Origin of the sequence: Shigella sp. FJ200513 (assembly GCF_040495915.1) — a bacterium.
Taxonomy (GTDB): Bacteria; Pseudomonadota; Gammaproteobacteria; order Enterobacterales; family Enterobacteriaceae; genus ECMA0423.
Genome location: NZ_JBDYCV010000041.1, coordinates 19,414 through 34,960 on the forward strand (window position 1 = coordinate 19,414; position 15,547 = coordinate 34,960).

At 51.4% G+C, this 15,547-nt stretch carries 12 protein-coding genes; 6 read left to right on the forward strand and 6 right to left on the reverse strand.

Annotated features, from left to right (window positions below; genetic code table 11):
- Positions 1 to 213: 213 nt before the first annotated feature.
- Positions 214 to 1,350 carry a 23S rRNA (guanine(1835)-N(2))-methyltransferase RlmG gene (gene rlmG, locus ABZJ92_RS11055; RefSeq protein WP_000018656.1) on the reverse strand — a complete coding sequence of 379 codons (1,137 nt, stop codon included), beginning with the start codon at positions 1,348 to 1,350 and terminating at the stop codon, positions 214 to 216.
- Positions 1,351 to 1,434: 84 nt separating this feature from the next.
- On the opposite strand from rlmG, the gene ABZJ92_RS11060 reads away from it, so the two are divergent.
- The 5 genes from ABZJ92_RS11060 (at position 1,435) to sstT (ending at position 6,860) form a co-directional block, all read left to right on the forward strand.
- Positions 1,435 to 1,938 (forward strand): M48 metallopeptidase family protein, encoded by a 504-nt coding sequence (locus tag ABZJ92_RS11060; protein ID WP_005050988.1) that lies wholly within the window; start codon positions 1,435 to 1,437, stop codon positions 1,936 to 1,938.
- Positions 1,939 to 2,014: 76 nt separating this feature from the next.
- A complete protein-coding gene (locus tag ABZJ92_RS11065) occupies positions 2,015 to 2,707 on the forward strand; it encodes a SanA/YdcF family protein (protein WP_000942538.1) in 693 nt (230 codons plus the stop codon).
- Positions 2,708 to 2,785: 78 nt separating this feature from the next.
- Complete coding sequence (locus ABZJ92_RS11070; RefSeq protein ID WP_005050984.1) at positions 2,786 to 3,784, forward strand: Gfo/Idh/MocA family protein; 999 nt, start codon at positions 2,786 to 2,788, stop codon at positions 3,782 to 3,784.
- Between the two features lie 270 nt (positions 3,785 to 4,054).
- A complete protein-coding gene (gene alx / locus ABZJ92_RS11075; RefSeq protein WP_001098805.1) occupies positions 4,055 to 5,020 on the forward strand; it encodes a TerC family membrane protein Alx in 966 nt (321 codons plus the stop codon).
- Between the two features lie 595 nt (positions 5,021 to 5,615).
- Positions 5,616 to 6,860 carry a serine/threonine transporter SstT gene (sstT, locus tag ABZJ92_RS11080; protein WP_000211648.1) on the forward strand — a complete coding sequence of 415 codons (1,245 nt, stop codon included), beginning with the start codon at positions 5,616 to 5,618 and terminating at the stop codon, positions 6,858 to 6,860.
- A 4-nt stretch (positions 6,861 to 6,864) separates the two neighbouring features.
- Here sstT and ABZJ92_RS11085 read toward each other — a convergent pair whose 3' ends face one another.
- From ABZJ92_RS11085 to uxaC, 3 genes are all read right to left on the reverse strand, one after another.
- Positions 6,865 to 7,416, reverse strand: coding sequence for a YgjV family protein (locus ABZJ92_RS11085; protein ID WP_000128136.1), 552 nt, complete (start codon positions 7,414 to 7,416; stop codon positions 6,865 to 6,867).
- Between the two features lie 82 nt (positions 7,417 to 7,498).
- On the reverse strand, positions 7,499 to 8,986 hold the full coding sequence (uxaA, locus tag ABZJ92_RS11090; RefSeq protein WP_001199357.1) for an altronate dehydratase: 1,488 nt from the start codon (positions 8,984 to 8,986) through the stop codon (positions 7,499 to 7,501).
- Positions 8,987 to 9,000: 14 nt separating this feature from the next.
- The gene (gene uxaC / locus ABZJ92_RS11095) at positions 9,001 to 10,413 is read right to left on the reverse strand and encodes a glucuronate isomerase (RefSeq protein WP_000187442.1); all 1,413 of its coding nucleotides are present in this window, start codon (positions 10,411 to 10,413) and stop codon (positions 9,001 to 9,003) included.
- 484 nt (positions 10,414 to 10,897) lie between these two features.
- On the opposite strand from uxaC, the gene exuT reads away from it, so the two are divergent.
- Complete coding sequence (exuT, locus tag ABZJ92_RS11100; protein WP_001226465.1) at positions 10,898 to 12,196, forward strand: hexuronate transporter ExuT; 1,299 nt, start codon at positions 10,898 to 10,900, stop codon at positions 12,194 to 12,196.
- A gap of 87 nt (positions 12,197 to 12,283) precedes the next feature.
- On the opposite strand, the gene ABZJ92_RS11105 is transcribed toward exuT, so the two are convergent.
- Both ABZJ92_RS11105 and ABZJ92_RS11110 read right to left on the reverse strand, forming a co-directional pair.
- Positions 12,284 to 13,372: a CfaE/CblD family pilus tip adhesin gene (locus tag ABZJ92_RS11105; RefSeq protein ID WP_005050975.1), complete on the reverse strand. Its 1,089-nt coding sequence runs from the start codon at positions 13,370 to 13,372 to the stop codon at positions 12,284 to 12,286.
- The coding region (locus tag ABZJ92_RS11110; RefSeq protein WP_250543918.1) for a TcfC E-set like domain-containing protein at positions 13,369 to 15,547 on the reverse strand (2,179 nt) is incomplete at its 5' end. The genes ABZJ92_RS11105 and ABZJ92_RS11110, both read right to left, overlap by 4 nt.

Genomic DNA, 15,547 nt, shown 5'->3' on the forward strand with positions numbered 1-15,547 from the left:
TCTGTGTGACGGAAGAATAAACGTAGAAAAACGCTAAACAAGAGAATGTAGAGGATGGTGACAGGGATTTTTTGTTTTATGGAAGCGCGATTCCAGAACTGAGCAGACATTGCCGGATGCGACGCTTGCCGCGTCTTATCCGGCCTGGGGGTAACGTGCTGAACGTAGGCCGGATAAGGCGTTTACGCCGCATCCGGCAGGTAACTCCCAATCTTACCGACGACGTCCCAGCTTCACCGCTTTCAGCACCACAAATTTATTATTCGTCGCAATAGTGGTGCAGTTGCCGAAAATTTTCTTCAGTTTATGGAAGTAATCCAGATGGCGGTTGGCAACGATATACAGCTCGCCGTTGATTTTCAGGCAGCGGCGGGCGTAGTGGAACATCTCCCAGGCGACGTTATCGGTCAGCGCATGTTGTTGGTGAAACGGAGGGTTGCAGAGCACAGCATTAAAGCGGAAAGGCTCCACGCCGGAGAGCGCGTTGTTGATCATAAACTCGCTGCGATCCAACGCCTCTGGCATGTTGGTTTCAACGTTCAAACGGCTGGAAGCAACCGCCATCGGCGATTCATCGACAAACACCACTTTCGCCTGCGGGTTTTTATCAAGCAGCGTCAGACCAATAACGCCATTACCGCAACCGAGATCGACAATCTCCCCTTCGAGATTCTCTGGCAGATGTTGCATAAAGAAGCGCGCGCCGATATCAAGCCCGGTGCGGGAGAAGACATTCGCATGGTTATGGATAGTCCAGTCAGTACCTTCCAGCTTCCAGCTAACGGTCTGCGGCGCATCGGCCAGCGGCGGTTCATTGAACGTGCAATTAATCAGGCGCGCTTTTTTCCATGCCAGCGTGGTGGTGGTCGGGCCGAGCACTTTTTCGAACAGTTCCAGCGTGGAAGTGTGAATGTCACGGGCTTTGGCACCGGCAATAATACGTGTATCCGACGTGACCACTTTGCGCAGCGCACGCAGTTGCTGTTCCAGCAATGCCAGTGTTTTCGGCACTTTGATCAGCACCACACCCGGCTGTTGCGGGTAGTCGGCGGTGCTGTCGAGAAACTTCACGCTCGACTCATCAATCCCGTTTAGGCGTAAATTCTCGCGCGTCGCCAGTTCACTGATGTATGAGTCGCCAATGCTGTACGGCTTATGTTCCGCCAGCGCGCAGCTTAACGCACCAAAGGCATCATTCAGGATCAACACCGGGCCGAGGATTTCTGTGTCGTCCAACTGTTGCAGCAAATATTCATCTGCCGCTTCCCACGCCTGTAGCGGGTTAACGTCATCCGTCGCCGGAAAACGTTGTAGTGTCAGTGAACGGAAACCGTTGTCTAAGTGGCTCATCGGCCCTCCTGAATGATAAAATTTCGACGTTGCCCCTGAAAAGGGTGCGTGAGTATACCCTTTTTCTCTTTTTCGTGGGCGGTTATGAGCAATCTTACTTATCTTCAGGGTTATCCCGAGCAGCTGCTTTCGCAGGTGCGAACACTGATTAACGAACAGCGTCTGGGCGATGTGCTGGCAAAACGCTATCCGGGAACACACGACTACGCCACCGATAAAGCTCTCTGGCAATATACTCAGGATCTGAAAAATCAGTTTCTGCGTAATGCCCCGCCGATCAATAAAGTGATGTATGACAATAAGATCCATGTGCTAAAAAACGCGCTCGGGTTACATACCGCTGTTTCTCGTGTGCAGGGCAGCAAGCTGAAAGCAAAAGCAGAGATCCGCGTCGCTACCGTGTTTCGCAACGCGCCGGAACCGTTTTTGCGCATGATCGTGGTGCACGAGCTGGCGCACCTGAAGGAGAAAGAGCATAACAAAGCGTTCTATCAATTGTGCTGCCATATGGAGCCGCAGTACCACCAGCTTGAGTTCGACACCCGGCTGTGGCTAACGCAGTTGTCGCTTGGGCAGGACAAAATCTGAAAATGATGTCAGGCGTTATCTTTTCTTTCTTTAGCGCCTAAAATCGACCTCCCCCCTTTCGTTAAGGATAACGACCATGCTGCGCGCATTTGCCCGCCTTCTTCTCCGTATTTGTTTTTCTCGCCGGACTCTAAAGATTGCCTGCTTACTGTTACTTGTGGCAGGAGCGACCATTTTTATCGCCGATCGCGTTATGGTCAACGCCAGCAAGCAGCTGACCTGGGGCGATGTCAACGCCGTCCCGGCGCGTAACGTGGGTTTATTGCTGGGGGCGAGGCCGGGTAATCGCTACTTTACCCGACGTATTGATACCGCAGCAGCGTTGTACCACGCCGGAAAAGTGAAATGGCTACTGGTGAGTGGCGATAACGGACGTAAAAATTACGATGAAGCATCAGGTATGCAGCAGGCTTTGATCGCTAAAGGCGTACCGGCGAAAGTGATCTTTTGCGACTATGCCGGATTCTCAACGCTGGATTCGGTAGTGCGTGCCAAAAAGGTGTTTGGGGAAAACCATATCACCATTATCTCGCAAGAATTTCATAACCAACGCACCATCTGGCTGGCAAAACAGTACGGCATCGACGCTATCGGGTTTAACGCGCCAGACCTCAATATGAAGCACGGTTTTTATACTCAACTGCGGGAGAAACTCGCTCGTGTCAGCGCGGTGATTGACGCAAAAATCCTCCATCGCCAGCCGAAATATCTCGGGCCATCGGTCATGATTGGGCCGTTTAGTGAGCATGGCTGTCCGGCGAAAGAATAATGCGTATCTGCGCACGTCGAAGATGAAAAAGGCGTGCTACATTGACGACAGAATCCCTTTATGGAGTATCCACGCGTTATGATACGTTTCGCTGTGATTGGTACGAACTGGATCACTCGCCAGTTCGTCGAGGCCGCCCATGAGAGCGGTAAATACAAGTTAACCGCCGTATATTCCCGCAGCCTTGAGCAGGCTCAGCACTTCGCCAATGATTTTTCTGTCGAGCATCTGTTTACGTCGCTGGAAGCGATGGCGGAAAGCGATGCCATTGACGCGGTGTATATTGCCAGCCCGAATTCCCTGCACTTTTCCCAGACACAACTTTTCCTTAGCCATAAAATTCATGTGATTTGCGAAAAACCGCTGGCGTCGAATCTGGCGGAAGTGGATGCCGCCATTGCCTGTGCGCGCGAAAATCAGGTGGTGCTGTTTGAGGCATTTAAAACCGCCTGCCTGCCGAACTTTCATTTGTTGCGCCAGGCGCTGCCGAAAGCAGGCAAACTGCGTAAAGTCTTTTTCAACTATTGCCAGTATTCCTCGCGGTATCAACGTTACCTGGACGGTGAGAATCCCAACACCTTTAATCCGGCATTCTCTAACGGTTCAATTATGGATATCGGCTTTTACTGCCTGGCGTCGGCGGTGGCGTTATTTGGTGAGCCGAAAAGCGTGCAGGCAACGGCGAGTTTGCTGGCAAGCGGCGTTGACGCCCACGGCGTGGTGGTGATGGATTACGGTGATTTCAGCGTCACCTTGCAGCACTCAAAGGTCAGTGATTCTGTCCTGGGAAGCGAGATTCAGGGCGAAGCGGGATCGCTGGTGATTGAAAAACTGTCTGAATGCCAGAAAGTCTGCTTTGTGCCGCGTGGCAGCCAGATGCAGGATCTCACCCAGCCGCAGCATATTAATACCATGCTCTACGAAGCAGAGCTGTTCGCTACCCTGGTGGATGAGCATCTGGTGGATCATCCAGGGCTGGCGGTCAGTCGCATCACAGCCAAACTGCTGACCGAGATCCGCCGCCAAACTGGGGTGATTTTTCCGGCAGATAGCGTAAAACTATACTTGCCAAAGTAAAACAGTGTAAAAGGTATGTAACAGACCATTGACTGACTGAATGGTCTGTCATACTTTGTTACCTGCAAAGGGGAGTAACTTCATTGCCGGTCGATCGTCATTACGATGAGTGAAAAACCACATCCGGTCACCGGGCAACCCGAAAGGAATACGCAGACGTATTCCTTTTTTGTTGTAAGTGAGACCTTGCCGGAAGGCGAGGTCTATGCATAAAAAGCAGCGGCTGACGTCTTCCGACGTTGGCCGTTTTTTTATGTGTAAGGAACTTCTATGAATACTGTCGGCACGCCGTTGCTATGGGGCGGATTCGCTGTTGTTGTCGCCATTATGCTGGCTATCGACCTGTTGTTGCAGGGGCGTCGTGGGGCACATGCCATGACCATGAAACAGGCTGCGGCCTGGTCGCTGGTCTGGGTGACGCTGTCGTTACTGTTTAACGCCGCTTTCTGGTGGTATCTGGTGCAAACCGAAGGTCGCGCCGTTGCCGATCCACAGGCCCTGGCCTTTCTCACGGGTTATCTGATTGAGAAATCGCTGGCGGTCGATAACGTCTTTGTCTGGCTGATGTTGTTCAGCTATTTCTCCGTTCCGGCGGCATTACAACGTCGCGTGCTGGTGTATGGCGTGCTCGGGGCGATTGTTCTGCGTACCATCATGATCTTCACAGGCAGCTGGCTGATTTCGCAGTTCGACTGGATCCTGTATATCTTCGGTGCCTTCCTGCTGTTTACCGGCGTGAAGATGGCGCTCGCCCATGAAGATGAATCAGGCATTGGCGACAAGCCGCTGGTGCGCTGGCTACGCGGTCATTTGCGCATGACCGACACCATCGACAACGAGCATTTCTTTGTGCGTAAGAATGGATTGCTGTACGCCACACCGCTGATGCTGGTACTGATTCTGGTGGAATTGAGCGACGTGATTTTTGCCGTGGATAGCATTCCGGCTATCTTCGCCGTGACCACTGACCCGTTCATTGTGCTGACCTCAAACCTGTTTGCAATCCTCGGCCTGCGTGCGATGTATTTCCTGCTGGCGGGCGTAGCAGAGCGTTTCTCGATGCTCAAATATGGCCTGGCGGTGATTCTGGTGTTTATCGGTATCAAGATGCTGATTGTCGACTTCTACCATATTCCAATCGCCGTCTCGCTGGGCGTGGTGTTTGGCATTCTGGTGATGACGTTTATTATCAACGCCTGGGTGAATTATCGGCATGATAAGCAGCGGGGAGAATGATTCGCTGTATATTAAGCCATTCCTAGAGATAACTCATTCCAGACAAAGGTGAGCTATTAATTATGTAATCGGCTTATAGCTCTTTACAAAAAGACCGCACGGGTGTTGGTGGCGTCAAAATCGCCGAAGCGTTCCCTGGAGGCCGGGGCGAGGGCGCATCTTACAGGGACGTTACCTTGCGCCCGACCCGGTAGCCGCAAGGGATAGGCTGAGGGAACCGCGCAGCGGCGATTTTGTTCGCCAGAGCCTGGGGGTGCAGGGGGCGGCGGCGATTGGCCGCCCCCTGCGCGCTCCCTGCGCCAGTGACTTTATATGGCATAACACGTTAAAGGAGCGCAACCGTTCTCATATTCCAAATAGTTTTGCCCATATGTTATCTAATCAGCCTTAGTAGCCAGTCCTTCCCTCTGTTTATGTTAAATAAATGCAACCATTAAGTTGCAAAACATGACCTCTCTTTAAAATCCAGCATTTTTCGCTTCCCGAAGCTGTAACTTTCCTTATACTCGACCTTGCAAACACTTTGTTACATCCTGAAAGATGCGTCGACAGAACGCACCAGGGATGTGCGACAACACAATGAAAGGATCGAAAAATGACTACGCAACGTTCACCGGGGCTATTCCGGCGTCTGGCTCATGGCAGCCTGGTAAAACAAATCCTGGTCGGCCTTGTTCTGGGGATTCTTCTGGCATGGATCTCAAAACCCGCGGCGGAAGCTGTTGGTCTGTTAGGTACTTTGTTCGTCGGCGCACTGAAAGCTGTTGCCCCCATCCTGGTGTTGATGCTGGTAATGGCATCTATTGCTAACCACCAGCACGGGCAGAAAACCAATATCCGTCCTATTTTGTTCCTCTATCTGCTGGGCACCTTCTCTGCAGCTCTGGCCGCAGTAGTCTTCAGCTTTGCCTTCCCTTCTACCCTGCACTTGTCCAGTAGCGCGGGTGATATTTCGCCGCCGTCAGGCATTGTCGAAGTGATGCGCGGACTGGTAATGAGCATGGTTTCCAACCCCATCGACGCCCTGCTGAAAGGTAACTACATCGGGATTCTGGTGTGGGCGATCGGCCTCGGCTTCGCACTGCGTCACGGTAACGAGACCACCAAAAACCTGGTCAATGATATGTCGAATGCCGTTACCTTTATGGTGAAACTGGTCATTCGCTTCGCACCGTTCGGTATTTTTGGGCTGGTTTCTTCTACCCTGGCAACCACCGGTTTCTCCACACTGTGGGGCTACGCGCAACTGCTGGTCGTGCTGGTTGGCTGTATGTTACTGGTGGCGCTGGTGGTTAACCCATTGCTGGTGTGGTGGAAAATTCGTCGTAACCCGTTCCCGCTGGTGCTGCTGTGCCTGCGCGAAAGCGGTGTGTATGCCTTCTTCACCCGCAGCTCTGCAGCGAACATTCCGGTGAATATGGCGCTGTGTGAAAAGCTGAATCTGGATCGCGATACCTATTCAGTTTCTATTCCGCTGGGAGCCACCATCAATATGGCGGGCGCAGCAATCACCATTACCGTGTTGACGCTGGCTGCGGTTAATACGCTGGGTATTCCGGTCGATCTGCCCACAGCGCTGCTGTTGAGCGTAGTGGCTTCTCTGTGTGCCTGTGGCGCATCCGGCGTGGCGGGGGGTTCTTTGCTGCTGATCCCACTGGCCTGTAATATGTTCGGTATTTCGAACGATATCGCCATGCAGGTGGTTGCCGTCGGCTTTATTATCGGCGTATTGCAGGACTCTTGCGAAACCGCGCTGAACTCTTCAACTGACGTGCTGTTCACTGCGGCAGCTTGCCAGGCGGAAGACGATCGTCTGGCAAATAGCGCCCTGCGTAATTAATTGTTTAACCCCTTTCGTCTATGGCGGGAGGGGTTTTCTCTACTTTAAACGGATCAATTCCCCTTTTCTGCATCCGCCAGAAACGAATGATATTCAGGCCATTCATAAGCAGAAAACTACCCTCAATCATCGTGCCGCCTATCGACCCCGCCCAGAAGTTGTGAATCACCCAGCAACACGTTGAAAACCACATCACGCAGCGCATGGTGAGCCCTTTACAGCGGAACAGCGCCCAGGTACTGACAATCGTACCGATAACCGGCAATAGTTCGACAGGATGATGGAACTTCGCGAGGCCAATTCCGCCAGTCAGCACAATAAAAATCGCCATTACCCATAAGCTGCGCGTGCGTAAGGTAATCAATGTACGAATGGCATTAAGGATGGCACTGGCACCAGCGGGATAGGTGCCCAGAAGAAAAAAATGTACGCCAATAACGGCGCTATAGACCGAAAGCTGCTTTTTGAAGCGACGTTCGTCACGATTGAAAAATGTTGTGATACCAATCAGAAAGGCGATGACACCCACGCCCTGGGCCAGCCAATACGCGGTCATGATAAATCCTTAGCAGGTATGGAAAAGCAAACGGCGCTTCACATTATGAAACGCCGTTTTTTATTAACAACTCATTTCGACTTTATAGCGTTACGCCGCTTTTGAAGATCGCCAGTTCGCGGAAGTCGTTACGCTCGTTGCAGGTTTGCTTACCGTTGGCAAACTCAACGATGGTGTCGATAAATTCTTCCAGCAACTGCGGCATCGCTTTACCGTGGATCAGCTGACCCGCGTCAAAGTCGATCCAGTGTTTTTTCTTCGCCGCCAGTTCACTGTTGGTGGCGATTTTCACCGTCGGCACAAATCCACCGTATGGCGTGCCGCGACCAGTACTGAACAGCACCATATGGCAGCCCGCACCCGCCAGGGCGCTGGTCGCTACGGCATCGTTACCCGGCGCACTTAACAAGTTCAGCCCTGGCGTTTTCAGACGCTCGCCGTAACGCAGCACGTCAACCACGACACTGGAACCCGCTTTCTGGGTACAGCCAAGTGATTTGTCTTCCAGCGTGGTGATACCGCCCGCTTTGTTCCCCGGTGATGGGTTTTCGTAGATCGGCTGATCATGGGCAATAAAGTACTGTTTGAAGTCGTTGACCATGGTGACCAGTTTTTCAAACGTTGCTTCGTCGCGGCAATGGTCCATCAGCAACTGCTCTGCGCCAAACATCTCCGGCACTTCGGTCAGTACGGTAGTACCGCCGTTAGCAATCACGTAGTCAGAGAAACGCCCCAGCATCGGGTTAGCAGTAATACCAGAAAGACCGTCAGAACCACCGCACTCCAGACCAAACTTCAGTTCGCTGAGTTTGCCTGGCTCGCGTTTATCGTTGCGCATCACGTTATACAGCTGATGCAAATGCTCGATCCCGGCTTCGATCTCATCATCCTGCTGTTGGCAGATCATGAAATGAACGCGTTCAGGATCGATATCGCCCAACGTTTCACGGAATGCGGCAACCTGGTTGTTTTCACAGCCCAGACCAATCACCAGCACTGCGCCCGCGTTCGGGTGGCGCACCATGTTTTGCAGCATGGTGCGGGTGTTGATGTGATCGTCGCCCAGTTGTGAGCAGCCATAGGTGTGGCTGAAGAGGAACACGCCGTCGGTACCTTCGGCGTTGTTGGTCTCTTTCAGGAAACGGTTCTGGATTTGCCGCGCGATGCCGTTGACACAGCCCACGGTTGGCAGGATCCACAGCTCGTTACGCACCCCGACATCGCCGTTAGCGCGACGATAGATCTGCACTTCAGGATCTGCCGCTTGCGCAGGCAGATCCTGAAAATCAAGTTGATAGCGATACTGATCCAGATCGCTCAGATTCGTGCGCGTATTGTGGGCGTGGACGTGTTCCCCCGCCGCAATATCCGCCAATGCATAACCAATCGGCAGGCCATATTTGATGACGTTGGCCCCTTTTGCGATATCCGTTAACGCAAATTTATGTCCACGAGCAACATCCTGGCGCAGCGTAACAGTCTGGTTATCGACACTGACTTCTGTGCCTTCAGCCAAATCTGCTAAAGCGACCGCGACGTTATCCAGCGCATGGATCTTGATGTATTGCATATCAACCCCAGACCTTAGTTCAGTTCAATGGCGAAGTAGTCACGCGCATTGTTAAAGCAAATATTTTTCACCATCTCGCCCAGCAGGTTGATGTCCGCCGGTGCTTCGCCCGCTTCCACCCAGCGACCGATCATCTGGCACAGAATGCGGCGGAAGTATTCGTGACGGGTGTATGACAGGAAGCTACGGCTGTCAGTCAGCATACCGACAAAGCGGCTCAGCAGACCGAGCTGCGCCAGTTGGGTCATCTGACGTTCCATACCGTCTTTCTGATCGTTAAACCACCAGCCGGAACCGAACTGCATTTTGCCCGGCATACCTTCGCCCTGGAAGTTACCGATCATGGTGCCCAGCACTTCGTTATCGCGCGGGTTCAGGCAGTAGAGAATGGTTTTCGGCAGCAGGTTTTCTTCGTTCTGCTTGCTCAGCAGCTTAGACAACTCTTCCGCCATCGGACGGTCGTTGATGGAGTCAAAGCCTACATCCGGCCCCAGCAGTTTGAACTGACGCAGGTTGTTATTACGCAGCGCGCCAATGTGGTACTGCTGTACCCAGCCGCGACGTGCATATTCGGCACCAAGGAACACCAGTACCGCAGTTTTGAACTGTGCCACTTCGTGCTCGCTCAGGGTTTCGCCAGCCAGACGGCGCGCCAGAATGCTGTCCAGTTCCGCTTCGTTCGCTTCAGCAAACATCACCACGTCCAGCGCATGGTCAGACACTTTACAGCCGTGAGCGGCGAAGTGATCCAGACGTTTGGTCAAGGCAGTTTGCAGGTCAGCAAAGCGGCGAATGTCGGTATCGGAAACTTCGCCCAGCTTCGCCATGTAGTCGTTAAAGGTCGCCTGTTCGATATTGAAGGCTTTGTCCGGACGCCAGCTCGGCAGCACTTTGATGGTGAAAGAGCCGTCTTTGGCGATCTCTGCGTGATGCTCCAGAGAATCGATCGGGTCATCGGTGGTGCCGACCATTTTCACGTTCATCTGCTGCATGATGCCGCGCGCGGAGAAGTTATCCTGCGCCAGCAGTTCGTTACATTCGTTCCAGATTTCATCGGCAGTTGACGGAGAAAGCAATTTGCCAGTGATACCGAACGGACGACGCAGTTCGAGGTGCGTCCAGTGGTATAACGGGTTGCCGATAGTGTGCGGAACAGTCGCCGCCCAGGCGTCAAATTTTTCACGGTCAGACGCATCACCAGTACACAGACGCTCAGCCACACCGTTGGTACGCATAGCGCGCCATTTGTAGTGATCGCCCTTCAACCAGATGTCATACAGGTTTTTAAAACGATAGTCTTCCGCAATCTGCTGCGGCGGCAAATGGCAATGGTAATCGAAAATCGGCTGGTCTTTTGCGTAGTCGTGATACAGACGGCGGGCAAATTCGGTATCTAACAGGAAATCTTCAGTCATAAACGGAGTCATTTTCGTCTTCCTCTCAACGAGTGAGCTAGCTTGCTTATGGTGCGATGCTGACAAAGTTATCACACCAATTTCCAGAGTCCGAAGATATTTTCGTGAGTTAGATCAATAAACGTAGTTAAAAAAATTACTCTCAAAGTGGTAAATCTCGCTGCAGGCCGCGCCAGTACTGGCCTCGCTGTCGTCAGGTAATGTCCCTACAAATATTCGCACATTTGTGATGGCTCTCACCTTTTAAGGTTGTATGACAAGTTATCTTTCTGCCGTCGCAAATCATAAGTCGACGGAATGCAAATTGCCGATTCATTCATTTGTTAGATGAATCGGGTTAACCGGTACGGAAGCCGAATTAGCACGAAACTTTCATGGCAACGTTCGGGGCGTGCCGGTTTTTTTTTTCGGTTACCCGGTCGTAACTAACATCTTCAGCCTCTGGCGGGATGATGGCCGCGCTTCCTGCGGATATAACAAAACGATGAGGTTTTACATGCGTAAAATTAAAGGGTTACGTTGGTATATGATCGCACTGGTGACGCTCGGCACCGTGCTTGGTTACCTGACGCGTAACACTGTGGCGGCAGCTGCGCCAACTCTGATGGAAGAGTTAAACATCTCCACCCAACAGTATTCCTATATCATCGCAGCCTATTCTGCTGCTTATACGGTCATGCAACCGGTAGCAGGTTATGTACTGGATGTGCTGGGTACGAAAATCGGTTATGCAATGTTTGCTGTGCTGTGGGCCGTGTTCTGTGGTGCAACCGCGCTGGCAGGTAGCTGGGGTGGCCTAGCTGTTGCTCGTGGTGCGGTCGGTGCCGCGGAAGCAGCGATGATCCCGGCGGGTCTGAAAGCCAGCTCCGAATGGTTCCCGGCGAAAGAGCGTTCCATCGCAGTAGGCTACTTTAACGTAGGTTCTTCGATTGGTGCGATGATTGCGCCGCCGCTGGTGGTATGGGCAATCGTGATGCACAGCTGGCAGATGGCATTTATCATCTCCGGTGCATTGAGCTTTATCTGGGCGATGGCATGGCTGATTTTCTATAAACATCCGCGCGACCAGAAGCATCTGACCGATGAAGAACGCGACTATATTATTAATGGTCAGGAAGCCCAGCACCAGGTGAGCACGGCGAAGAAAATGTCCGTTGGTCAGATCCTGCGTAACCGTCAGTTCTGGGGTATCGCACTGCCGCGTTTCCTTGCAGAACCGGCCTGGGGTACTTTTAACGCGTGGATCCCGCTGTTCATGTTTAAAGTTTACGGCTTTAACCTGAAAGAGATCGCGATGTTCGCCTGGATGCCGATGCTGTTTGCTGACCTCGGTTGTATCCTCGGTGGTTACCTGCCGCCGCTGTTCCAGCGTTGGTTTGGTGTGAACCTGATCGTTTCCCGTAAGATGGTCGTAACGCTGGGTGCTGTGCTGATGATTGGCCCGGGTATGATCGGTCTGTTCACCAACCCGTATGTCGCAATTATGCTGCTGTGTATCGGTGGTTTTGCCCACCAGGCACTGTCTGGCGCGCTGATTACGCTCTCTTCTGACGTGTTCGGTCGTAACGAAGTGGCGACGGCGAACGGTTTAACCGGGATGTCCGCATGGCTGGCAAGTACGCTGTTTGCGCTGGTTGTCGGTGCACTGGCTGACACCATCGGCTTCAGCCCGCTGTTCGCAGTTCTGGCAGTATTTGACCTGCTGGGTGCGCTGGTTATCTGGACCGTATTGCAGAACAAACCGGCGATTGAGGTGGCGCAGGAAACACATAACGATCCCGCACCGCAACATTAACGTTTAACGTAAGTTATAACGACGAAGCCGCCTTATCAGGCGGCTTCGTCGTTTATATAGAAAAAAGCGTTTGTCCGGTTTGCAGGGTTAATTGATGGTTGGCAAGGAAGGCGTAAAGATTACTGACAATTTGCCCATGTAGTACCCGGCCTGTTTATCCATCACGCTGAATTTATCGACTGCCAGAGTCAAGGGTGTCGGCACACACATCACGGCATAGCGAATACCGGGCAGTACCACCGGACGCACACGTTTCAGGTTAATGCTGTTCCAGACCATATTTTCATTATTGCGCACATCAATTTGCCCACCGGTTTCCGGGTTGTACATTTTGACCCGGTAATCAATGCGTTCTCCCTCGTCGGTGGTGGTCCCTCCCTGACGATAGATAGAGAAGTAACCGTCTCTGCGCCCTGCAGCTGGTCGCCCTTCATCTTTGAGCATGATTTCATAACTGATGGCATTACCGTTAAAACCATCGTACAGGCACATGTCCAACATGGTCAGATCTTGCGCGTAGTTGCTGCCGTTAACGCTTCCTGTTGGATGCAAGTCTAACTGCACCCTTGGCGTGGCGTGGGCGAACTCCGGGAAGAACACGTCAATATGGTTGGGGTCGAGCGTATTCAGGGTAATATTTGCGAAATAGTCCTGGGCCGGGCTGTTCGAATGTAATTTAACTTTCCCCTTCCAGACGCCACCAATCGGCAAATTCTTCATCTCTGTCTGCTCAAGGTAGAGCGTAAGAAACTTTGTATCGTATATATAATAATGTTGACCATCTTCTGTACATGAAGATCTATTAGAATCCTTAAGATTCGTCTGAAGCCCTTTGCCCCCCTTGCATCCTAGCGGCGCTTCATCGCTACTTACAATGGCTGTTTTAAATCCTTTGAGTTTTACCGGCCAACGCATCCCACTGCGTTGTTCAGTTAAATAGATTTGTACTGTCGATATATTTCCATTAGCTGTACAGGTTTGTTGGAGGTCAGGATACGAACATTCATACCACATATATCCATTATTTCCTGCCGACGCTTCATCCTTCCAGAAGTAATAATCCGCTCTACCAGATGCCAAATCATACGTAATTTCACTGGTCACGTCAGGAGCTGCCTGAACGCCAGTGAGCGTGCCAAACAAACCCAATATCGCCGCAATCAATCGATTTCTCATGGTGCAACCTCCCTTTGCGCCGTCTGAACGTTTCCACGTAATTTAGGCTGTTTCAACTGTGCCTGAACCTGAATCGACTCCGGTAATTGTGAATAAGTCACCACACTACAAGTAACATCTCCGCTGTAACGAATGCTGGCGCGTTTCTTTACAACACTCAGTGGACACTTAAGGAATTGCTGCCCGGAAAGCAGATAGAGCTCTTTTTCGCTGCCGTTAATTTCAAGTGTAAATCCGCCATCTTCAGCTACCAGTAACATGGCGCTGTTCAGCCCCACAATCGGGAATTTTTTCACCGCTGCCGGCAGTAATAAACGACCGATATAGTTGTAGTTAAAGCTGGCAGACACTTCGCGATAGCGCAGCTTGCCAGGCAACAACATTAATTCACGATTCCCTGCACCGTTAATGATGTTTGTTGTCCCCTGCTGATTGCCCTGGCTACTGTCGTTAACCTCAACAAAACCAGACTGAAATCCAGGATAAGGGAACAACACACTGTCACTTTGACCAAGCTGCAAAGTTCGGCTGCCTGCCACCCGCGCTTCGAGTTGCAGATCCTGACTCTCTTCATCCTGTTCAGAGAAGCCTTTCACATCCACCAGTACCGCACCCAGCAAATCGTCTGTACCACTGGCTCCCAAATTAACGCCATAGCGACTGACAGCCAGCGTAGAGCTATAAGTGCCCGTAAAGGCCGAAAGATGATCATGATTCTTACGGTCATAACTATCAGATACGGTAGCGTAGACATTTCCGTATTGCCCATCCCAACGCCCGTTAACCGCGCTGTTTATGGTATCGGTGTTCAGGCCTCCGACGGTTACGCCAAGTTCTTTATGGCTGAATGAATCGTTATAAAAGGTATGCGATAACTGCCATGACGTTTGATCGCCATCCTGTTCGCTATAACGATAATCCGTAGGCACATTGGTTGAATGGCTGTTGTTATTGCTATCCATCGTTGGCGTGTCAGATAACGAAAACGATAAGTACAAGCCGTTGTCGTCGTTATCGCCACCGTTGTCATTACGATGGAAAACACCGACTGACGTACTCAAAATCCAGTCACGCATCACAATAGCGCGGGAAGCGCTAAGTTGTACAGTTTCAGAGATACTTTGCGCTGTTGTCTGGCGAAGATAGTTATTTTCAAAGCTCTGCTGTTTATCCCAACGCAAACTATCATCAGTGTTATTTTGTGTGCAGGTATAACCCAGCATCATATTCCAGCCGACAAAATTCAGTGAAACTGTCGCGGAAATACTTTCATAACAGCTTAAGGCGTTATAGCTCTCTCTGCTGTCGGTTGTACAAGCATCGCCGTCAGAGTTGGTCCGATAAAAGCCCAACGTCGGCCATCCCGGATTACTCCAGTTGGCCTGTTGCATATCACCTTTGCCGCCGTCATCGTTACGGAACACGCTGGCGCTGATTGCAAGATTCCCCACCCTGCCTAAATCTGCCGTCCAGTTATTACCTAACTCGAAAGCACTCACATCATCAGCATTCGCCAGCCCTGCGTAGAGCTCATATTGCGGATGTAATGGCAGGCGTACTCCTAGCTGATAAGCTGAACTTTCATCATCAGAAACCTGTGATGTAGTTTTACCTGCCTGTAAGAACCATTGCGCATTTCCGTCAGTCAGACCGCCGGTTTTGGTAAACGGCACAAGCTCGGTGCGGGTGAGTTGGTTATTTTCGTAGACTTTTAATGCCACGCTGTAGCTGCCTGGCGGAAAGGAACTGGTATCAATAAATTGCGAACCACTATTGAGATAAAACGATCCCAAAAGTTGCTCATTACGATAAGCGTCAACACGAGAATTGCGCGAAAGCAGAACCATTACTGGGGTTCCTTGCTGGCTTTGCGCCTGGTTTAAATAGCTCAGTGTCGACCCGATACGCATCCCATCGATTGCACCGAGTGGCAGAAAGTTAAAGGTAAAGTTCCCGCCTTGTGCATTAAATAGTGTGCGGTTGTCCATGCGACCCGCCTGCACATAATAACGACGTAAAAAATCATAACGATAATAGAGATCGCTGACGTCAGTATTACTGTCACTGACATCATCTGCATCATAACCGTTGAAATTCCGGTAATGCTGCCAACTTACTGATTTAGTGTATGATGGTGATTTTAAGGTGCTTGCGTGGCTTCCATTTCCATCAGAT